We start from the raw sequence: 21,332 nt of genomic DNA, 5'->3' as shown, positions 1-21,332 counted from the left end.
ACCAGGCTATTTATGTGATCACGACCAACAACGAAGAAGGGCAACGCGATGGTGGAAATTATTCCTGTTAGCACGACGCTGGAACTGCGAGCGGCAGATGAAAGTCATGTTCCGGCGCTGCACGAACTGGTACTCAAAAACAAAGCGTGGCTACAACAGTCGCTCGACTGGCCGCAATATGTCACGTCGCAGGAGGAAACGCGTAAGCATGTGCAGGGTAATATACTGTTGCACCAGCGTGGTTACGCCAAAATGTACCTGATTTTCTGCCAGAATGAGATGGCGGGCGTACTCTCATTTAATGCCATTGAACCGGTAAACAAAGCCGCCTATATCGGTTACTGGCTGGATGAGTCCCTCCAGGGACAAGGGATAATGTCGCAATCATTACAGACGCTGATGACACATTATGCCCGGCGCGGCGATATTCGGCGCTTCGTCATTAAATGCCGCGTTGATAATCAGGCCAGTAACGCGGTCGCACGGCGCAACCATTTTACGCTGGAAGGCTGTATGAAACAGGCAGAGTATCTTAACGGCGACTATCACGACGTTAATATGTATGCCCGCATTATTGATGCGGATTAAAGGGAACCGACTAAGGGGGTACGCGTAATACGATCCTCGCCATTGATCACTTTTGGGCCGCGCAGGTGAATAGTATTGCCGTCAAAGGCTATCACCGCCGCCCGTCCGCTAATCTCGACCTGGTGCTCAATCAGAATTTCGCCCTGTATACAGGCATGGCCTTCAATCAGCACGCGGTCGTCCAGTAAAATCGGGCCTCCGCGTACCTCAGCATGTCCGCCTACCAGCACATGATGTTTTAACACACAGTTGCCTTCGATTAACGCATGTTCCGCTACCTGCGAGCTGTAGCGAAGGGTAGGGATCGCATCTTCCTCTGTACCGGCGATAACCCGCGCATGGCCATAGACTTTGGCGCAGTCACAGATCCAGACATTATTGTCTTTGTTGCCTTCGATGAGCGCGAAATCAAAGACCTCCGCCCGGTGCTCAATAAAAGCGTGTGTGATAGTGGCGTCGCCATAAAGCTGTACCTGATGGACAATCCGCGAATGGTTCACGGTGGCGCGATCGTAAATTTGTAAAATCTGCGCATGTTCATGCGTTAGTCCCTGAACGGCGAGAATTTCTGACTGGTTTAACACGCGGGCATCGCCATAAATCGCACACTCTCCGCGCACGGAAGAGGACTGAATGGTGACGTTGTCACTTATCCGTGCGCCATCGCTGATATCAGCGCGATCAACCCAGACGTTATCGCCTATTCGCACGTTATTGTAGAGCGTGCACGGCAGCGTGATACGCGCGTTACCCGTAATTTCCGTGCCCGCAAAGGCCATCGCGTTTTCATCATAAATCCAGCAATCCCCCTGTTGTGACAGCACATTATCGGCATCAACCCAGCCGCCGGAGGTTCCGGCTTTAACATCGTTAAAATCCGTTACGGCAATAACTTGTCGTAATAAGACGCTTTTCTTCTCACCGTCTACCTGATAAGTAAAAGCACGAGGTTCTTCACTCAGTCGATATTTGATCATAGGGAAATTCCGTGTGAACGATTAAGATAACCGTAGCAAAGGTACTGGCGGAACAACCAGAAATTCCATAAAATGCATTTCAAATATACTTTATAAATTAAACAAAATGCGTAATCACAAGCAGAGCGATCGCGTGCTCAATCTGCCTGCGGGCTATTTTGGCATCGTCCTTGGCACTATCGGTATGGGATTCGCCTGGCGTTATGCCAGCCAGATATGGGGAATAAGCCACTGGCCCGGCGACATCATGGTGATCCTGGCGATGATTATTTGGGCACTCTTGACCCTGGCGTTCCTTAGCCGTCTGGTGCGCTTTCCCCATAGCGTGATGGCTGAAGTGCGACATCCGGTAATGAGCAGTTTTGTCAGCCTGTTTCCCGCCACCACGATGCTGGTCGCGATCGGTTTCGTTCCCTGGTATCGCCCGTTGGCCGTTGCGCTATTCAGCGTGGGGGTCGTCATACAACTGGCGTATGCCGCCTGGCAGACGGCGGGACTTTGGCGCGGAGCGCATCCGGAAGAAGCGACAACCCCGGGGCTTTATCTGCCCACGGTAGCGAATAATTTTATCAGCGCTATGGCCTGTGGAGCGCTCGGTTACAATGATGCCGGACTGGTGTTTTTAGGCGCAGGCGTCTTTTCGTGGTTAAGTCTGGAGCCGGTTATTTTGCAGCGACTGCGTAGCTGCGGCGAATTACCGGCGGTGCTGCGTACGTCGCTGGGTATCCAACTGGCGCCCGCGCTGGTCGCCTGTAGCGCCTGGCTGAGCGTCAATGGCGGGGAGGGCGACACGCTGGCGAAAATGCTATTCGGCTACGGTCTGTTACAGCTTTTATTTATGCTGCGATTAATGCCCTGGTATTTATCACAACCGTTTAATGCTTCCTTCTGGAGTTTTTCGTTCGGCGTTTCCGCGCTGGCGACCACGGGGTTACATCTTGGTCACGGTAGTGAATCAGGGCTTTTCCATATTCTGGCCGTCCCGCTGTTTATTTTCACTAACGCTATTATCGCTTTATTGCTGGTTCGTACATTTCTATTGCTGGTGCAGGGGACGTTGCTTATTCGCACTGAGCGCGCTGCACTGTTGAAAACGGAGGAAAAAAATGACCGTTCGTGACGAAAATTACTTTACTGAGAAATACGGTTTAACCCGCACGCATTCGGATGTGCTGGCGGCGGCAAAGGTTGTCGCGCCAGGCCGAACGCTGGATTTGGGATGTGGCAATGGCCGTAATAGTCTGTATCTGGCCGCGAACGGTTATGACGTTACCGCGTGGGATAAAAATCCGGCCAGTATGGCTAATCTTGAGCGTATTAAAGCGGCAGAAGGGCTGGATAATCTGCAAACCGACCTTGTCGATCTGAATACATTGACCTTTGACGGTGAGTACGACTTTATTCTCTCGACGGTGGTTATGATGTTTCTTGAGGCGCAAACCATTCCCAGTTTAATTGCCAATATGCAACGCTGCACAAAACCCGGCGGGTATAATTTGATTGTTGCGGCAATGGATACGCCGGACTTTCCCTGTACGGTGGGATTCCCGTTTGCTTTTAAAGAAGGCGAATTACGCCGCTATTACGAAGGATGGGACATGCTGAAATACAACGAAGATGTCGGCGAGCTTCACCGCACGGACGAAAACGGCAACCGTATCAAACTGCGCTTTGCTACGATGCTGGCGAGAAAAACGGCCTGAGCGATGCAAGTTCTGTAAGTCTCGCTGCGTTCGGCATTTTTTTGTCGGGCGCTGCGTTCAAATTGTGCTGTCGTTACCATTTTTAGTGCATCCAGAATGATTTCGTTTTGCTATTATTTCCTTTGCATCATTGCGAAGACTAAAGGGATCGTTTCATGCGTACTCATACTTTATTTAAAGTTGCAGTGCTTACTGGCTTGCTGGCGTTATCCGGCTGTGCGTCTAAAGTCACACAGCCGGATAAGTATTCTGGATTCTTAAAAAATTATTCGGACCTGCAGGAAACTACCTCCGCCACGGGGAAACCGGTGTTGCGCTGGGTAGATCCACATTTCAATGACTCTAACTATGACAGTATTGTTTACAATCCGATAACATACTATCCCGTCCCCAAACCAACGACCCAGGTCGGGCAGCAAGTTCTTGATAAACTGCTGGCTTATACGAACACTAAAGTAAAATCAGCAATTGAACAGCGCAAACCGCTGGTCACGACGCCAGGGCCGCGCAGTTTGATTTTCCGCGGGGCGATTACGGGCGTGGATACCAGTAAAGAAGGGCTGCAATTCTATGAGGTGATCCCTGTAGCGCTGATTGTGGCGGGCACGCAAATGGCGACGGGCCACCGGACCATGGATACCCACCTCTATTTTGAAGGTGAGCTGATAGATGCCGCGACCAACAAGCCGGTCGTCAAGGTAGTACGCCAGGGTAAAGGTAAAGACCTGAGTAACTCCAGTACGCCAATGGCGTTTGAGACGTTGAAACAGGTCGTGGATGATATGGCGACGGATACCTCTATGTTTGACGTTAACAAAAAATAATTCTGCGGCGCCATCGCAAGATGGCGCAAACCCCGGCAGATTAGCGGTCACCATCAGCCAGACAACGATGGGCGGCGCGTTCTCGTTAATACTGCATAGCCTATCCCGCCAGCGATCAACCCCCAGAATGCCGATCCGATGCCCATCAGCGTTAGCCCGCTGGCGGTGACGAGAAATGCGATAACTGCCGCGTCACGCTCACTTTCGTGAGTAAGCGCCTGATACAGGCTACCGCTAATCGTACTTAACAGTGCCAGACCAGCCAGCATTTGCACCCAGCTAACCGGCAGGGCGACCATCAGCCCGGTTATCGAACCGCCAAACCACCCGGCAAGTAAATAAAAAACGCCTGCGGCGGCGGCCGCTAACCAGCGACGCGTTGGATCGGGGTGCGCGTCCGGGCTTTGACAAATGGCGGCTGTAATGGCGGCAATGCAGATAGAATAAACGCCAAATGGCGAAAGCAGCAGCGCCAGCAATCCGGTAAAAATCATTAACGGAGAGACAGGAAGCTGATAGCCAGACGCCTTCATTGTGGCGACGCCGGGGGCGTTTTGCGATGCCATCGTCACCAGGAAGAGCGGTACCGCGACGCTCAGGCTTTGAGCGAATGAAAAGTGGGGGGGAACGAAGGTGGGCCACACCGGCGCGAAATGAATACCGCTCATCGCCACCTTACCCTGGATGAGCGCCACCGTTATTCCCATCACCATGGCAGCAATAACGGCATAGCGGGGCGCGAATACTTTAAAGAGTAGCCACGCCAATAGCATACCGCCGCACATGACAAACTCTCCGTTGAGCGTCCCGAACGCCTGCAGGCCGAAGCGTAGCAGTATTCCCGCCAGCATTGCAGCGGCAAGAGAATGGGGGATTATCCGCATCAAACATTGTGCGTTATAGCGTACAAGTGATACGCTATGGCCTTACTGGGGGGGGAAAATGGATAACCTGACACACTATCTGGCGACCACGTTAAGAATGTTACGCCATCAGCGAGGCTGGAGTTTATCGCGTCTGGCGGAGATCTCCGGCGTCTCAAAAGCCATGTTGGGGCAGATAGAGCGTAATGAATCCAGCCCGACAGTCGCAACGCTGTGGAAAATTGCGACGGGCCTGAACGTTCCATTCTCAGTGTTTATTTCGCCGCCGCAGGCCGAATTTCCTCCGACCTTCGATCCCCAGCAGCAAGCGATGGTAATCACACCGTTGTTTCCATGGGATCCTGAACTCTGTTTTGACTATTTTTCCCTATTGCTGGCGCCTGGCGCGGTCAGCGAATCAACGCCGCATAAAGCCGGCGTTGTCGAACATGTGGTGGTGATTCAGGGTCGGCTGGACATGTGTACTGGTGGGGTATGGCAAACCATAGACGCCGGTAAAGGATTGCGTTTTGCCGGTGATATGGCGCATACCTATCGCAATAGCAGTGACCAGACGGTTCATTTTCACTCGCTGATCCATTACCCGCGTGGTTAAGCGGGAAAACTATTTCGTTAGTTTGCGCTTCTGACTACAATAGCCGCCATTTCGCTGCTATTGGATAAGAAAGACTGTATGCGCCAGCAACCTCACTATCTCGAATTATTAAGTCCGGCCCGTGACGCCGCAATTGCTCGCGAAGCGATTTTGCATGGCGCAGATGCCGTCTACATCGGCGGACCCGGTTTTGGCGCACGTCATAACGCCAGTAACAGTCTGCGCGATATCGCCGATCTGGTTCCGTTTGCTCACCGTTATGGCGCCAGGATTTTTGTCACGCTGAATACTATCCTGCATGATGATGAGCTGGAGCCCGCGCAGCGGTTAATCACCGATTTGTACGACACCGGGGTGGATGCGCTGATTGTGCAGGATATGGGCATTCTGGAACTGGATATCCCGCCGATTGAGCTTCACGCCAGTACACAGTGTGATATTCGCAGCGTGGAAAAAGCGAAGTTTCTTGCCGATGTCGGTTTTTCACAGATTGTACTGGCGCGCGAGCTTAATTTGAGTCAGATAGCGGCTATTCATCAGGCTACTGACGCCACGATTGAGTTCTTCATTCATGGCGCGCTGTGTGTCGCTTATTCTGGGCAGTGTTATATCTCTCATGCGCAAACCGGGCGCAGCGCCAATCGGGGCGACTGTTCGCAAGCCTGTCGCTTACCGTATACGTTAAAAGACGATCAGGGGCGGGTGGTCTCTTACGAAAAACATTTGCTATCGATGAAAGATAACGACCAAACGGCTAACCTCGGCGCGTTGATCGATGCAGGCGTACGTTCCTTCAAGATTGAAGGGCGCTATAAAGACATGAGCTATGTCAAAAACATCACCGCGCATTATCGTCAGATGCTGGACGCGATTATCGAGCAACGTGGCGATCTGGCGCGTGCGTCGGTTGGTCGGACCGAACACTTTTTTGTTCCCTCCACGGAGAAAACTTTCCATCGCGGCAGCACCGACTATTTTGTTAACGCGCGTAAAGGTGATATTGGCGCATTTGATTCACCAAAATTTATTGGCTTGCCGGTAGGTGAGGTGCTGAATGTGGCGAAGGATTATCTCGACGTAGAAGCTACGGAGCCGTTGGCGAATGGCGATGGTCTGAACGTGTTGATTAAGCGTGAAGTGGTAGGTTTTCGCGCCAATACGGTGGAGAAAACCGGTCATAACCGCTACCGCGTTTGGCCAAATGATATGCCTGCCGACCTGCATAAAGTCCGTCCGCATCATCCGTTGAATCGTAATCTGGATCATAACTGGCAGCAAGCGCTGACAAAAACCTCCAGTGAGCGCCGTGTGGCGGTTGATATCATGCTGGGCGGCTGGCAGGAACAGCTTATTCTGACGCTGACCAGTGAAGACGGTGTCTGCATCACGCATACGCTTGACGGGGTATTTGAGGAAGCCAACAACTCTGAAAAAGCGTTGAATAACCTAAAAGCCGGACTGGCGAAGCTGGGACAGACGCCTTACTACGCGCGTGATATGCAGGTGACATTACCGGCGGCGTTGTTCGTGCCAAATAGCCTGCTCAATCAGTTCCGTCGGGAGGCGATTGATATGCTTGACGCGGCGCGGCTGGCCCATTATCAACGAGGTCGTCGTAAACCCGTGGCGCAGCCTGCGCCGGTCTATCCGCAAACGCATCTCAGCTTTCTCGCTAATGTCTACAACCACAAAGCACGGGAATTTTATCACCGTTACGGCGTACAATTGATTGATGCGGCCTATGAGGCGCATCAGGAGAAGGGCGAGGTACCGGTCATGATCACCAAACACTGCCTGCGTTTTGCGTTCAACCTTTGTCCAAAGCAGGCGAAAGGAAATATTAAGAGCTGGAAAGCCACGCCGATGCAGTTGGTGCATGGCGATGAGGTACTGACGCTAAAATTCGACTGCCGCCCTTGCGAAATGCATGTCATTGGCAAAATTAAAAACCACATCTTAAAAATGCCCCAGCCCGGCAGCGTTGTCGCTTCAGTGAGCCCTGAAGCGCTGATGAAAACGCTGCCGAAGCGCAGGGGCGTTTAATTAACGAAAATAGTTTTCTGGTTTGCGCGATTTCTGCCAGTTGTGGTGCTCGCGCAAGCCTTCCGCGGATTCTTCCGCTGCCGCCCGTAATTCATCGCTGTCGGCTTCGTGTCTAAGCTGGTGCCCTCCCGTCGCAAACCATACGAACGCGTGGTCTTGCTGTTTCGCCAGTAACTGGCCTGAAAACAGCGCACAGGTCAGTAAAACTACTGATAACGTTTTTGTAAGCATCATGCCACCTTCTAGTTACGTCGTGAGGCTATGATGCCAATAATTTCTTTGAGTTATTATTCCACACTTCAAATTAGCGAAAACGGTTTGTCAATAAGTGCGATAAGTTGTATGAGAAAATATACTTATACTCAGTATATCAATTATAAAAATAACGAGCCAATTCGTTCCATAGTAAATCCATTATTCCCTGGGAGTATATATTTAAAGTTATTGTATTAGATGGTTTTGGTATTGCCAGGGGATTGTAAATCCATACTATTTATGGTGTGATCAACTCTGGTGATGAGCCTCATTTTTTGTTGTTTCAACGAGTGAAGATAAATCTTCAGAAAAAAGGCTGTTATGAACTTGTAGCGCTACATATTCAGTAAGCTCGTTTAAACATAGCAGGCCATGAGAGGAACTTTCTTCCAGCATATTCATTAGTATCTCATTCTTAAACAAACATGAATAAACAATTTGAGTAACTGAGCTTTGTGCATAATTTGGTTCAAACGCTGCATTCTTTAAGTTAGTATTCTCAATAACCTTTGCGGCTATTTTGTTTTTGATAGCGTCGTCAATAGGTGGTACATCTGCCTGGGCAATGCCCAGATTAATCCTGGAGGAGATGGCGGCTTTTCTTTCCTGTTCCTTCCAGTCACATAAATTACCCTTTTCTGCCATGGCGATAAGCGTCTCTTTTATATTTTTTAGGTCAACGGGAAATGTTATACCGCCGGATAGCGAGAGTAGTAACCGCTCAGGGAACAAGCAACATAGCTCTTCACAAACATAAGTGCTAGCTTTTATAGTAATATCAGAATATCTTTTCAGGTGGGCAGGCTGAGTATCAACACAGAGCACTGTTCTATTCATTATATCATAATAGTAGTGATCCTGACGTATCACAATGCATAACGGAATATCTTCGCCATCTTTAATAAAGAGATTTGTATATTGACACTCAGCATCTTTATAGTGCTGAAAATGGAAATTTCCTCTGCATGACGGAGATGATAATTCATATAACGCGCAAAATAAATCAAATAAACGTTGCGCGTCAGGCGGAGAGGCAACATCACATAATTCCTTTATATATTGATCGGCAGTGGATCTTTGCGTGTCACAAAAAAATCTTTAATCCTTTCCCATAGTAACGTAAAGAAGGAGCGTTGAGAGATAGCTCTTTGAGAAAACATCTCACTCTTTAAAAATCCTCTCCCGATAGTAATTGGCATAATGTAGACCACAAGTGATTATATGATACTTCATTACTGGAATAGGTGGTATTTGAAATATTATCCCATGTTGCCCATCGGTTTGCCTATCGGTGAAACACCTGATTTTTGCTTTGTCCTGAACCGTCAACATTATTGTTCAATTGTTCAAATCGACCCGTAGCTTTAGTCATGCCCACGCCTCCTGGCCATGAAATATGTCAGATAAAACGAATGAAAGTAAAACGGTTTTCTTAATTCTCACATCATCATGTACTATGAGTAATGATTAATTACGCACTATATTATTTTTAGAGAAAGTAAATAGTTGCTCAACCGTGTAGAAATTGTCTTATAAGAAGTTAAACTAAAAGTATTATTAGGCTAACAACAATGAGATGTTCAGCGGTAGGGCAGAAGGCCAATACTGATAGTGCTTATGATATAAATACCTTACTCTTTAGTTTTTGTCTTAATTATATTTGTTGTAACGATTAGCTGACGGCTTTATTTCCAGTTGGGCGATAAAATTATAAAAACCTGCGAGGAGGCTCAAAATGAAGAAATCAGATGGTGAAATTCACGAAAAGACAGCATCCTGGGGCATTTTGCAGTCAGAATGGCTAAGAAAATGTGGACGGCTATTATTGCTGTTACTTTACCGTTTCGTTATCGGATGGGCTTTTTTTCAATTACTTGCCATGATCGTGGCAGGGATATTTTTGTTAGGCGTCTTATTATTTCATCCCATAATATTTGTACAGACTATCGCAATCACTGAGAAGTTAAATCATGCTTCGCTTGATTTATGGCATATCCTTAAGTTATGCCTATGGCATTACGGTATCATCGCAGGGTTTATTTTTATGGCGGAGTGTACGTTAAGTAAAAGTATACGGCAGGTTCAGCGCTTGTCCAAAAAATTTGGGGCACAGGATTTTTCTTCACGCCCGTGATCCGCCGCTGCAACCTGCGGTCTTACTGAATAATGGCTATGACCAGCAGACCGAATTATCTCGGTTCGAGGGGGATTCTATGTGTTTGCACAACTGCAGTGAATCGTAATTTCAGTGCATTATCGCCGACAATCGACGTGTTCCTCACTAATTGCCTTCCTGACTATATAGTGGTCTTATCTTTGGCGAAACAATGTTATTTAGTTATGGAAGGCGACAACAACTGTACTACTGATTATCAAATGACCTTTCTGGTCAGGTAGACTCGCCTTTGTGAAAACACATCGTTATCTGTGCTCCTGAGACTCACTCCCTTGCCGCCTTTACGCAACTCGAATTATTTTGGGTATAGAACAGGAGGCGCAGTGGTCGTATAAGCAAAATATAAACTCTCCGTTTGTGATAAGGCACAGATTACAGGGGGAATGATGTTTATTTTAACCATCTGTTTAAGCGGTGTCCGCTAATCTTTACCTGCTCAAATACATAATCACCCCTGTGACTCTCGCGAGGTGTAACATATGGTAAAATGCGTATCTTCTTTCCTCCTGTTCAGCCTGTTGTCCGTTCAGGCAATGTCAGCTGAAAACCATATTGATCTCCACCAGCCAAAAGACTTTGTCGATATTACTACGGTCGCCCCCGACGTACAGGTAGACATGCGATACTTCAGTTCCCATAACTTTATTGGTCGCCCCATTAAAGGCTATAACGCGCCTGTTTGCCTGTTAACACGACCAGCCGCGAACGCAGTGAAGCAGGTCGCCGATCGTTTACGCCCCTTCGGACTTACCTTAAAAATATATGATTGCTACCGTCCGCAAAGCGCAGTGAACGACTTTATCGCGTGGGCCAAAGATCCTTCTCAAAACCAAATGAAAAACGAATTTTATCCGCAGGTAGAGAAAAATCGTCTGTTTGAGGAAGGTTATCTTGCCGCCAGATCCGGCCACAGTCGGGGAAGTACGCTTGATCTAACGATTGTTCCACTTGACAGTAAAATACCAATATACGATCCCGGACGACCACTGGTGAATTGTACTGCGTCCGCGGCGCAACGCTCGCCAGATAATAGTCTGGATTTTGGTACCGGCTTTGACTGTTTTAGTCCGTTATCCCATCCCGATAATGTCATGCTTACCGCTCAGCAACGCGCAAATAGGTTGTTATTACAAACATTGATGCGTGATGCGGGTTTTACGCCACTGGATACTGAATGGTGGCACTTCTCTCTTACTCATGAACCATACCCGAACACTTGGTTTGACTTTCCCGTTAAGCAGAGACCCTGAAACGGCGTTTTGTTGCGAAATCTAATCATTACGCCTGTTGGAAAGCACCATAACAGTTAGCAAATCATTGTTAATTTTAAAAACTGATATACACTGCGGTTGCCACCTGCAAGCAGCGCTCAATGAGATCGAATAATGAAAAAATATCAACGTCTGGCGGAGCAAATTAGAGAACAAATCGTCTCTGGCGTTTGGCAACCCGGCGATCGATTACCCTCGCTGAGGGAGCAGGTCGCCAGTAGCGGCATGAGTTTTATGACTGTCGGTCATGCGTACCAGTTGCTGGAAAGTCAGGGACGGATTATCGCCCGTCCGCAATCTGGTTATTATGTCGCGCCGCATCCGGTTTGTCGGTCAGTCGCGACGGCAGCGCACGTTATTCGGGATGAAGCCGTAGATATCAATACCTATATTTTTGAGATGCTGCAGGCGAGCCGTGATACCTCTGTGGTGCCCTTTGCCTCAGCGTTTCCCGATCCGCGTCTGTTTCCCTTGCCGCAATTGAACCGCTCTCTGGCGCAGGTCAGTAAAACCGCGACGGCAATGAGCGTCATCGAAAACTTGCCGCCAGGTAATGCAGAATTGCGCTATGCGATAGCACGCCGTTACGCGCAGCAGGGGATTACCGTTTCTCCTGACGAGATTGTCATTACCGCCGGCGCGCTGGAAGCGTTGAATCTTAGTTTACAGGCGGTGACGGCGCCGGGAGACTGGGTGGTGGTGGAGAACCCCTGTTTCTACGGTGCGCTACAGGCCCTGGAGCGATTGCGCCTGAAAGCGTTGTCGATACCTACCGATGTTAAAGAAGGTATCGATCTTATGGCGCTGGAACAGGCGTTACAGGAATATCCGGTGAAAGCGTGCTGGTTAATGACCAACAGCCAGAATCCGTTAGGGTTCACGCTGAGTGCTGAGAAAAAAGCGCGGCTGGTTGCGTTACTCACGCACCATAACGTGACGCTAATTGAAGACGATGTTTATAGCGAACTCTACTTTGGCCGCGAGAAACCTCTGCCTGCCAAAGCATGGGATCGCGACGATACCGTGTTGCATTGTTCGTCTTTTTCCAAATGTCTGGTTCCCGGTTTTCGCATTGGCTGGGTTGCGGGAGGAAGCCATGCCAGACAAATTCAGCGTTTGCAGTTAATGAGCACATTATCCACCAGTTCCCCCATGCAATTGGCGTTAGTGGATTATCTCTCGACACGTCGATATGACGCGCATCTGCGACGATTGCGAAGGCAGCTTGCCGAACGTAAACAGCAAGCCTGGCAAACCCTTTTGCGCCATCTCCCGGCGGAAGTAAAAATTCACCATAACGATAGCGGTTATTTTCTTTGGCTGGAGCTACCTGAGCAGCTTGATGCCGGTGAACTTAGCGCCAAAGCGCTTGAACACCTTATCAGTATCGCGCCGGGGAGAATGTTTTCAACGTCCGGCGCCTGGACGCGTTTCTTTCGTTTTAACACCGCATGGCATTGGGGAGAACGGGAAGAACAGGCCGTAAAACAGCTTGGCAGCCTGATTCGCGAGATGCTGAGCGCTAAAAGCCTTGTGTGAGGTGGAATGCGTGTCAGCTCACAACCTGACTAAATTTCCCGAGTGTGCCGGGTGAGCATCTGGCGCGCCGTCTATTTTTAGGAAAGCGGCGGCCCGTTCGCCGGAAATCGATTAATGACGATATGGGAAAATGCTATGCAATATCAATTACTGATTAATGGCGTGCTGGTGGACGGTGAGGGAGAAAGGCAGTCTGTTTATAACCCGGCGACAGGCGAGGTCATACTTGAGATTGCGGAAGCGTCGCCCGCGCAGGTTGACGCCGCAGTGCTGGCCGCCGATAGCGCGTTTGCCGAATGGGGGCAGACCACACCCAAAGCACGGGCGGAATGTCTGTTAAAACTGGCGGACAGCATCGAGCAAAACGCCCTTGAGTTCGCCCGGCTTGAATCGCAAAACTGCGGTAAGCCTTTGCACTGCGTAATTAATGATGAAATTCCGGCAATCGTGGATGTCTTTCGCTTTTTTGCCGGCGCGGCCCGTTGTTTGAGTGGGCTGGCGGCGGGCGAATATCTGGAAGGACATACGTCGATGATCCGCCGGGATCCGATTGGCGTGGTTGCCTCTATCGCGCCGTGGAATTATCCGCTCATGATGGCGGCCTGGAAGCTGGCGCCAGCGCTGGCGGCAGGTAACTGCGTGGTGATTAAGCCTTCTGAAATCACGCCGCTGACGGCGCTTAAACTTGCCGCGCTGGCGAAGGATATCTTTCCGCCGGGGGGGCTCAATGTCCTGTTCGGACGAGGGCAGACTGTTGGCGATGTATTGACCGGTCATGAAAAAGTACGCATGGTCTCTTTAACCGGTTCTATCGCGACCGGGGAGCATATTCTGCGCCATACTGCGCCAGCGATAAAACGTACGCATATGGAACTCGGTGGTAAAGCCCCGGTGATTGTTTTTGATGACGCCGATCTGGATGCGGTGGCGCAGGGCGTCCGGACTTTTGGTTTCTATAATGCCGGACAGGATTGTACTGCGGCGTGCCGTATAATAGCTGGCGGTAATTAAAATCTCCGCCACGGCGTTGAGCATCTGCGGTTCCAGTCCCAGACGCTGCGCATTATCCCGGCAGTGGGCCCACTGGCGCAGATGATTGATCCACATTTTGTGCGCCTGGTAGCCTGTTTCGTGACCTTCTGACGCTGAAGCGCGCGTTGGTTCGTCGGCAAAGAGATCGCGTCATTAAATAAACCGCAGACCTGTTCTTCTCGTGACTGTCGGGTGCGCAGCAACGCTTCGAAATTCTGTACTGGCGGTAACAGCCCGGCCAGCAGGTCGCCATGTCTGGCGGCCTGGGCCTGAAGACGCCGGATCACGGTTTCAACCGGTAGCCGCGCGTCATCAAACATCGGTAACAGATCGCGCACGCGGCCTCGCAGTTGTTCGCGTAACGCCTGTAAGCGCGCCTGTCGCTGTGGTGCCGATGTCGCCTGCGATAACCATTCCACCAAACGCTGCATACTGTGTTTATCCAGCGCCTGCAACGTTCCCCAATGCACGCCAGGTTTACCCATCAACTGCTGGACGGCTTCATCCAGATTTTGCTGGGTGGCAAAACGGGCATCCTGTGGAGTAATAGCCCAGACGACGCCGGGTAACGCTGATTCATGCTGCGGCTGCGTGGCGTTAACCCACTCCAGTAAGTGACGGGCGGCAGTGGACGTTTGCGAGCGAGATGCCAGAGCATTGCAAATCACCAGAACATCGGGCTGTACCTGTTGGCGGTAATGGGCCAGCATCCAGCCTAATTTCGCCCGCCATAACGGATGAGGATGACTGTCTGGCGCGACCGGAATATCCAGTAAATCTACGTTATCCAGTACGTTGTTTTCAACGGTTAGCACCAGTTCTCGGGTAAGCAGCGCCAGAGAATCAAGCGAAAGGCTGACCGCATTGAGCAGTCGGCCTTCCTTAACCGGATGCACCACCACATCGCTTTGCGTATCGTTGGCGGTTAGCGCCATTTGCGTCAGGAAGTTTTCCGCCGGTAAGCCAAAATGATCGACCAGCAGGCTGAGCGGCGCCGCCAGTTCCCCGGCATGGCCGGTTTGTTGCAACATATGCGCCAGCGTCAGCCATTGCTGGGTGATCTCCGGTTGCTCTCCCCACAGTAATGCCCAGGCGTGCGCCCGTGTCGTGAGATCCAGCGCAGGCAAGAGCGAGGCAAAGTGTTGCCATGTCGCATCATCAATATGTTGTCTGGCGGACGGCAGGCAAGAGCGCCAGAAACTCGCGATGGTCGCTACCTCTTCAGCAGTAACGCCGGGGACGGGCTGCGGTTGGCGAAGCGATTGCCATTTCTCCAGGCGTGATGTGATAATGGATTTTTCGACCTGGCGACAAATGGGGGACGCGCTGGTCCAGGCAATAAAGATCTGCACCAGTTCGGCTTCACTGATCAAGCGCAGGCGCAACGGCCAGCCGCTCTCGTTTGAAAAAATGTCGCGCGTAAAGCGAATAGCCATATTCGCTGGCGCATGACCCGGATTGATGTGGCTGAAATAATCATAGTCACGGTCCGGCGTGATAATTTCCAGCTTGCCATTCTCGTTACCGCATAGCGTCGTTAACAGATGCGCTTTTGCGGATTGCGCATACCCGTACAGACCAACGCAGCCATGTGACGCGCAGGCGGCGTTGAGCGCTGACTCATCCGCCGCGGCAAGCGTAAGTTGCGCCAGCAGAGCGTCGGCTTCGTCATCCAGTCGCGTTGCGTAACGGCGCGTGTTGTTAACCCACTCGATAACAGCCTGGGTGGCGTTTAACGGTTTTGTCATTTCAGGTATACACTCCCGCTATCTATCCAGTAGTGGCTGCCGCTGTGGCGGCGGTCAGCCAGCGTATTCAATTTTAATGTCAGCGCATCGGCGGCGACCGGCGTCCCGTCCTGGAGCCAGGCATCACTTAATATGAACGATTCCGGGGCGCTATCTTTGCTACTGCCGCGTAATTTCAGTCGCACATTCAGTACGCCGTCGCCAGCGATGGTTTTCGCCAGTTCGGCGGAATTAATGCTCAGGCAATAAAGTGGTGTTGCCGGCCAGCGACTGTTCGCCAGTTGACGAAAGCCCAACGTCACGTTACCGCGTAGCGGAAAATGCAAGCGAGCGTCCAGCGTTGCGCCGGGTTTATCCAAATCGATTTCGTGATACCAGATGTTTTCATCGCGAAGGGTATTAACGGTATTATCCAGTACGCCGAGATAACGTACAGTCGAATACGCGCCGATATCAGCCGCTTTAAAATTGAAACGCGGCAGACGTAAGTCCAGCGCCAGGCTGCATAACATCGCGCCCACCGCGGCAGTGGATTTTGGGTTACCGATACGCCCTTGCTGACTGAAGGGATACCATTCATGTACCTGATACTTATCCATCCACACAATGCGATTAACCGGCACCGGTTGTAAGTGCCGGATGAGCGCCTGTACGCCGGGTAAGCAGGTCGGTCTCCCCGTCACCAGCAAGATATCGCAGTGATAGTGGGAGATCGCTTCGCAGACCGCATGAAGCGGCGTTGTTAGCGTAAACTGACCGGCCAGCAGAGCCTCCTGAAGCTGGCTAAACTGGATTTGCAACGGCACATTGAATATATCAAATGTCGGCGAACCAGACGGTAAGGCATGATCGATCGCCTGCTGGATATAGTTCATCACGTTGCTCGTTGGGCGGCGGATCAGCAGATCGCCAAATGTCGCGTGTAAACCGGCAAACGGATCGTTAATGTCGCTTTGCTCCCAGGCGGAAAGTACCGCATGGCCCAGCGGCATAAATAATTGCAGCGCCGTTTGCTGACGCAAAATGGCCTGAGTATCAATTCGTCCCGAATCGCCAAATAAGGTCGCCAGCAGGGCGGCGGCATCCGTAACGCCTGCCCGTTGCAACGCCGTTTGCAGGGAAGGGAGTACACAGCGCTGAATGATATCCAATAGCAGATCGTCCCCGGCGACTTTAAAACCTTCGCGAAACAGGAGATGAGGCGTAATTTTTACATTGGCCCCCACGCCGTCATCTAACTGATAGTGAACGATCGCCATATCCGTCGTGCCGCCGCCGATATCAATCGATGCCACGCGCAACGCGCGTCCGGGGACGACGCCGGGTTCAGGCTGGCGATCCGGTCTGGCGAGCGCATTAAAAAAGGATTCGGTACGCCCGGCGTAATGCGAAATGGCTTCGTTATAAAGCCATACCAGTTGGCCGCAACTTGCTTCGTCCCATTCCATCTGTATTTCTGGTACCGGCACCACGCTTTTTTCACGCTGCTTAGGCGTGGTGAAATCCTCATCCTGCGGATGCCAGCCCATGGCTTTCCAGACCAGCGCCAGCGCTTCAAACATTCGCTGGCGGAAAATTTCTCGCTCCTGTTTCGGCATGGCGGAAGGCAGCGTTAAAATCAGGGTGCGTAGCTGGCGCGGCGAGGCGGGAAAGCCGAGCCGCAGCCGGGTGGCGACGCTGTTAATTTGCCCCAGCGCCTGAGCCAGAATTTCGCACAACATATGCGTCATCAAGGTGCTACGGCTGTATTGCGGCGAAAAAACCGGTAGCCTTTCTTCATGCGGCAGGCGGAATTGCGGCAGGCGGAATAACGGCTGTCCGTCATCGTTCATCAGATTCATCATCGGAAACGCGGTGGCAAGCGCTTCGCGCTGCGTTTTACCGTGGATCTGGCTAAAACGCCAGTCCTGCAAGGCGGGGGTTTCATCCCACAGGTAGCGACGCGGGCTGGAGATGCCGCTGCTGCCTTCGGTGCCCACACGCTGCATAGCAAGGGCGCGAGCCTCGTCGCCCACACGCACAATGGAAGGCCAGACAAAGGCGTCGTCTCGTCCGCTTTCGACAGAAAAGTGTTGCTTGCCAAAGCGTGCTTCCGAGAATTCCACCCGGCTGGTAAATAAAGGATCGTTCAGATACTGCGGCTCGCTTAAAGAACGCACCTGAAGCTCTGCCGTCTGGCGTAACCCGTCATTCGCATCGCCATGATCCTCGATCAAGACGCCGCAGGTATGCGTATTGCCGACATCCAGAATCAGATCGACCGGGATTGCGGGCGTGCTTAACGTATGTGTCACAAACTTTACTTCCGGCACCGTAAGCTGTTCGCCTAACAGCGTCAGTAAATTCAACCAGTGCGCCTGATACTCAAAGCTACGCAGCGCTTGTTGTATGGCCTGTTCCGAACGGTTTTCCACCTGTGAGGCATACTGAAGAAACGACTCGCGCAGCCAGCCGTCAATCCATGTCTGGTCAAGAAAATCGGCAACTTCTTCATCCTGCCAGGCGAGCGCAAAACGTGTGCCATTGAGCAGATCGTTTTCGCAAGGCGCCAACGCCGCAGGCATATTTTTTGCCAGTTGACTGTCGAAGGCGAGGGTGATCCGGTGTGTGTTTCCGGCGCTATCTGGCTCGCTGAGTTTACGTACCTGAATGCGCGCCCAGTTATCCGGCCCGTCAATAAAGGTACGCGGCGGATTAAAACGCAGGAACGGCAGGGGAAGCCAGATTCCGTCGAGTACATCCAGAGAATAGTGCAGCGTCTGAGTGCTTTCCGGTTTCACGACTTCGGGTTGGCCGCCAGCACGTCCAGGCAACGTGTAGCGCCCGCTGGTCAGATCAAAATCGAGGCGCAGTAGCGGGCCGTTTGCCGTTTTGCGCACAAAACGTCCGTAGTGGGCCGACTCTTGCGGCGTTAAGCCAAAATCAAGAAACTGGACGCCACTGTTTGCAATGAGCGTGACGCTCTGTTTGTAATCACACAGATTGACCAACATAAAATCAGGCACCTATCTTTTTAAACGTCAACGGAATTGCCGCGTGGTCGCCATAACGGGCGGTACAGGTTGCGACGTCATTGACGCCTGCTTTACAGGTAATTTCCGGCATCGGATAACGTGAACCGTCGGTGCAGCGCGCATTGCCGCAACTTTTAATCATCAGCTCGCCCGTTTGATGCAGACCAGAGAAAATTTCCGCCCGACAAACCACGTTATCGCCATGTACTACGCGCGCGATACCTTTGTTATTTTGGATCTGATAACGCAGAGAGGGCGGCTTGCCGGTAATCGGATCTTTGACATCCACGCTGACCCGCCAGCTACCGTTTAAAAAGCGCGTGGTTCCAGGCTTCATCTGCGTACTGTCCATCACCAGCGCGTCTTTGGGAATAGCGGCAATGATAACAGGCGCTTCCGGCAGCGGCGCCGCTTTGGGGGCGGGCGTCACCTCAGCGCGATGCAGCGGCAAATGCGCGGTGAGTTCAGGCAATGGGGTAACGTCAGTTTTCGCGGTAGCGACAGGCGCGGCGCGAACAGGAGAGGACCCGTCAACGGATGAAGATGGCCAGAAAAAAGGCGTGGCGACGGCGGCGATCAAAAAGATAAGCGTCAAAGACTGGTTCATCAGCAGGCGTCCGGCGCGGCGTGTTCATCAAGCTGGAGCTGCATAAACGTAAGATCTAACCAACGGCCAAATTTTACGCCGACCTGCGGCATTTGCGCGGTAACGGTAAATCCCAGCGAATGATGCAGGCGTATCGAGGCGGCATTCTGTGACTCAATACCGGCCACCATCACATGCTTGCCGCAGCGTCGGGCTTCGTCGATCAGTCTGCTGAGCAGCTTTCGCCCCAGTCCTTTCCCCTGGTGCGCCGGATGAACATAAACCGAGTGCTCGACGGTATAGCGAAAACCGTCGAAACTGCGCCAATCGCCAAATGATGCATAGCCAGTCACCACGCCATTTTCTTCGCTTACCAGCACCGGATAGCCCAGTAATTGACGGGCCTCATACCAGGCAAGGCGATTATCCGTATCGACCGTCCGATCGTTCCAGATGGCCGCAGTATGTAATACCGCATGGTTATAGATTTCGGTAATCGCGGCGCAGTCTGCTTTATCGGCAAAGCGAATCGTCATAGGGAACCCCAGGGAATGTTTACGATAGTGTTAGAAATACTATTGAAGGCGGCATAAATCAACGAATTAGCGCAAGAATTCATATTTAGCGAGAGGGGAAAGAAAGTCGTTCATAAAAGCGCACAGCCTGATATCTGAGAGTGTTTAACTCCCTCAGAAAGCTAATGTTCGACTATTATTGATGGATTATGCCAGGCATGAGGAGAATAGAATGAAGCAACAGACCAACCGAAATCGTCGTTGGGTTTTGGCCTCGCGTCCCCACGGCGCGCCGCAGATGGATAACTTCCGCCTCGAAGAAGATGACGTCGCGACGCCCGGTGAAGGGCAGGTGCTATTGCGTACCGTTTTTTTATCACTCGACCCTTATATGCGTGGCCGCATGAGCGATGAACCCTCATATGCGCCGCCTGTTGAACCTGGCTGCGTTATGGTTGGCGGTACGGTCAGTCGCGTTGTCGCGTCAAACCATCCTGATTACCGACCAGACGAATGGGTGTTGAGTTACAATGGCTGGCAGGATTATGACATTTCAGATGGCGAAGGGTTAGTAAAGCTGGGTGATAATCCGCAACATCCTTCCTGGTCATTGGGTATTTTAGGAATGCCGGGGTTTACCGCCTATATGGGGTTACTGGATATCGGCCAGCCGAAAGAGGGCGAAACGCTGGTTGTCGCCGCCGCCACCGGCCCCGTAGGCGCAACGGTTGGGCAAATTGGTAAGCTGAAGGGCTGCCGGGTCGTGGGTATTGCTGGCGGCGCGGAAAAATGCCGTCATGCGACAGACGTTTTGGGATTTGATCTGTGCCTTGATCATCACGCTGATAATTTCCCACAACAGCTTGCGCAGGCCTGCCCGCAGGGTATCGATATCTATTATGAGAATGTCGGTGGTAAAGTCTTTGACGCCGTCTTACCGCTACTGAATACGTCGGCGCGGATTCCGCTCTGCGGTCTGGTCAGCGGCTACAATGCGACAGCGTTGCCGGACGGTCCAGACAGACTGCCTCTGCTGATGGCGACATTACTTAAAAAGCGTATTCGTCTGCAAGGTTTTATCATCAACCAGGACTATGGTCACCGGATACATGAGTTTCAGCAAGAAATGGGGCGTTGGATCAAAGAAGGGAAAATACATTACCGGGAGCAGATTACTGATGGGCTGGAAAATGCGCCAGAAGCGCTTATGGGGCTGCTGGCGGGGAAGAACTTTGGCAAAGTCGTGATACGTTTAGCGGACGATGCGTAAAGAAAAAATGGCGGCATTATGTCGCCATAAAAATGTGCAAATTTTAAAATTCCGGCTTTACTTATATTCATCATTCAGATCGCGGTGGGGCAGCTTATCTCGCTCAGCGGCCTGAACCGGTCAAAAATCTCGATACATGAAGGAATGACGGAGATAAAACGGTTGCCATAAAGAAACCTGTATTGTTGTAAAAGATGAGAATATCACGCAAGTAAATTATCACTTTTATTTATTTGGCCGTTCAGGCCTGGATTATCTTTTTTACAATTAAGTTCCGAAACTTCTTCGGGACTCGATTGCGATGTTGTTCTG

The 21,332-nt window shown here is 51.2% G+C and carries 15 protein-coding genes and 5 pseudogenes; 12 read left to right on the top strand and 8 right to left on the bottom strand.

Translation table 11 applies throughout. The features are described from left to right. The first annotated feature begins 48 nt into the window (after window positions 1-48). Complete coding sequence (gene rimL / locus ACQ29O_RS11135; protein ID WP_000229302.1) at window positions 49-588, top strand: 50S ribosomal protein L7/L12-serine acetyltransferase; 540 nt, start codon at window positions 49-51, stop codon at window positions 586-588. Here rimL and ydcK read toward each other — a convergent pair. Beyond that, window positions 585-1,565 (bottom strand): YdcK family protein, encoded by a 981-nt coding sequence (gene ydcK, locus ACQ29O_RS11130; protein ID WP_000599083.1) that lies wholly within the window; start codon window positions 1,563-1,565, stop codon window positions 585-587. The genes rimL and ydcK overlap by 4 nt on opposite strands. Before the next feature lie 106 nt (window positions 1,566-1,671). Here ydcK and tehA point away from each other — a divergent pair, with 106 nt between their 5' ends. From tehA to ACQ29O_RS11115, 3 genes are all read left to right on the top strand, one after another. After that, complete coding sequence (gene tehA / locus ACQ29O_RS11125; RefSeq protein WP_001244002.1) at window positions 1,672-2,685, top strand: dicarboxylate transporter/tellurite-resistance protein TehA; 1,014 nt, start codon at window positions 1,672-1,674, stop codon at window positions 2,683-2,685. Further along, window positions 2,672-3,268, top strand: a complete 597-nt coding sequence (gene tehB / locus ACQ29O_RS11120) for a tellurite resistance methyltransferase TehB (protein ID WP_000218283.1) — start codon at window positions 2,672-2,674, stop codon at window positions 3,266-3,268. The genes tehA and tehB overlap by 14 nt, the downstream gene beginning before the upstream one ends. 155 nt (window positions 3,269-3,423) lie before the next feature. After that, window positions 3,424-4,092, top strand: coding sequence for a DUF3313 domain-containing protein (locus ACQ29O_RS11115; RefSeq protein WP_001259026.1), 669 nt, complete (start codon window positions 3,424-3,426; stop codon window positions 4,090-4,092). A gap of 53 nt (window positions 4,093-4,145) precedes the next feature. On the opposite strand, the pseudogene ACQ29O_RS11110 reads toward ACQ29O_RS11115, so the two are convergent. Continuing rightward, a pseudogene (locus ACQ29O_RS11110) lies at window positions 4,146-4,979 on the bottom strand (benzoate/H(+) symporter BenE family transporter); the annotation flags it as partial. A 55-nt stretch (window positions 4,980-5,034) separates the two neighbouring features. Between ACQ29O_RS11110 and ACQ29O_RS11105 the strand changes: the two are divergent. Together ACQ29O_RS11105 and ACQ29O_RS11100 are read left to right on the top strand one after the other, a co-directional pair. Then, the gene (locus ACQ29O_RS11105; RefSeq protein ID WP_000369539.1) at window positions 5,035-5,571 is read left to right on the top strand and encodes a helix-turn-helix domain-containing protein; all 537 of its coding nucleotides are present in this window, start codon (window positions 5,035-5,037) and stop codon (window positions 5,569-5,571) included. A 78-nt stretch (window positions 5,572-5,649) separates the two neighbouring features. Next, window positions 5,650-7,614 carry a peptidase U32 family protein gene (locus ACQ29O_RS11100; RefSeq protein WP_001249745.1) on the top strand — a complete coding sequence of 655 codons (1,965 nt, stop codon included), beginning with the start codon at window positions 5,650-5,652 and terminating at the stop codon, window positions 7,612-7,614. Here the strand turns inward: ACQ29O_RS11100 and ACQ29O_RS11095 are convergent, their stop codons facing one another. Together ACQ29O_RS11095 and sifB are read right to left on the bottom strand one after the other, a co-directional pair. Continuing rightward, a complete protein-coding gene (locus ACQ29O_RS11095; protein ID WP_045161436.1) occupies window positions 7,615-7,845 on the bottom strand; it encodes a DUF2554 family protein in 231 nt (76 codons plus the stop codon). It lies immediately after the preceding gene. Between the two features lie 273 nt (window positions 7,846-8,118). After that, a pseudogene (sifB, locus tag ACQ29O_RS11090) lies at window positions 8,119-9,068 on the bottom strand (SPI-2 type III secretion system effector SifB). Between the two features lie 536 nt (window positions 9,069-9,604). Here sifB and ACQ29O_RS11085 point away from each other — a divergent pair. The 5 genes and pseudogenes from ACQ29O_RS11085 to ACQ29O_RS11065 all read left to right on the top strand — a co-directional run. Next, on the top strand, window positions 9,605-10,003 hold the full coding sequence (locus ACQ29O_RS11085) for a hypothetical protein (RefSeq protein ID WP_000747901.1): 399 nt from the start codon (window positions 9,605-9,607) through the stop codon (window positions 10,001-10,003). A gap of 32 nt (window positions 10,004-10,035) precedes the next feature. Next, window positions 10,036-10,266: a hypothetical protein gene (locus tag ACQ29O_RS11080; protein WP_001597849.1), complete on the top strand. Its 231-nt coding sequence runs from the start codon at window positions 10,036-10,038 to the stop codon at window positions 10,264-10,266. Window positions 10,267-10,524: 258 nt separating this feature from the next. Further along, window positions 10,525-11,295: a M15 family metallopeptidase gene (locus ACQ29O_RS11075; protein WP_000237717.1), complete on the top strand. Its 771-nt coding sequence runs from the start codon at window positions 10,525-10,527 to the stop codon at window positions 11,293-11,295. 135 nt (window positions 11,296-11,430) lie between these two features. Beyond that, on the top strand, window positions 11,431-12,855 hold the full coding sequence (gene ycdR / locus ACQ29O_RS11070; protein WP_000760704.1) for a GntR family transcriptional regulator YdcR: 1,425 nt from the start codon (window positions 11,431-11,433) through the stop codon (window positions 12,853-12,855). Between the two features lie 114 nt (window positions 12,856-12,969). Continuing rightward, window positions 12,970-13,854, top strand: a pseudogene (locus tag ACQ29O_RS11065) (aldehyde dehydrogenase family protein); the annotation flags it as partial. Here ACQ29O_RS11065 and srfC read toward each other — a convergent pair. The 4 genes and pseudogenes from srfC to mddA all read right to left on the bottom strand — a co-directional run. Next, window positions 13,849-15,635: pseudogene (gene srfC / locus ACQ29O_RS11060) on the bottom strand (virulence-associated effector SrfC); the annotation flags it as partial. The pseudogenes ACQ29O_RS11065 and srfC sit on opposite strands and share 6 nt — an antisense overlap. Then, on the bottom strand, window positions 15,632-18,628 hold the full coding sequence (locus ACQ29O_RS11055; RefSeq protein WP_020976731.1) for a virulence factor SrfB: 2,997 nt from the start codon (window positions 18,626-18,628) through the stop codon (window positions 15,632-15,634). The pseudogene srfC and the gene ACQ29O_RS11055, both read right to left, overlap by 4 nt. A gap of 4 nt (window positions 18,629-18,632) precedes the next feature. Then, a pseudogene (srfA, locus tag ACQ29O_RS11050) lies at window positions 18,633-19,229 on the bottom strand (virulence-associated effector SrfA); the annotation flags it as partial. A gap of 26 nt (window positions 19,230-19,255) precedes the next feature. Beyond that, a complete protein-coding gene (gene mddA / locus ACQ29O_RS11045) occupies window positions 19,256-19,771 on the bottom strand; it encodes an L-methionine sulfoximine/L-methionine sulfone acetyltransferase (protein ID WP_000155373.1) in 516 nt (171 codons plus the stop codon). 211 nt (window positions 19,772-19,982) lie between these two features. On the opposite strand from mddA, the gene ACQ29O_RS11040 reads away from it, so the two are divergent. Beyond that, the gene (locus tag ACQ29O_RS11040; protein ID WP_001746516.1) at window positions 19,983-21,020 is read left to right on the top strand and encodes an NADP-dependent oxidoreductase; all 1,038 of its coding nucleotides are present in this window, start codon (window positions 19,983-19,985) and stop codon (window positions 21,018-21,020) included. Window positions 21,021-21,332: the final 312 nt, after the last annotated feature.

The organism is Salmonella sp. GDC200615, from assembly GCF_050574145.1.
In the GTDB taxonomy this organism is placed as follows: Bacteria; Pseudomonadota; Gammaproteobacteria; order Enterobacterales; family Enterobacteriaceae; genus Salmonella; species Salmonella enterica.
This window is presented reverse-complemented; position numbering and strand designations above follow the sequence as displayed.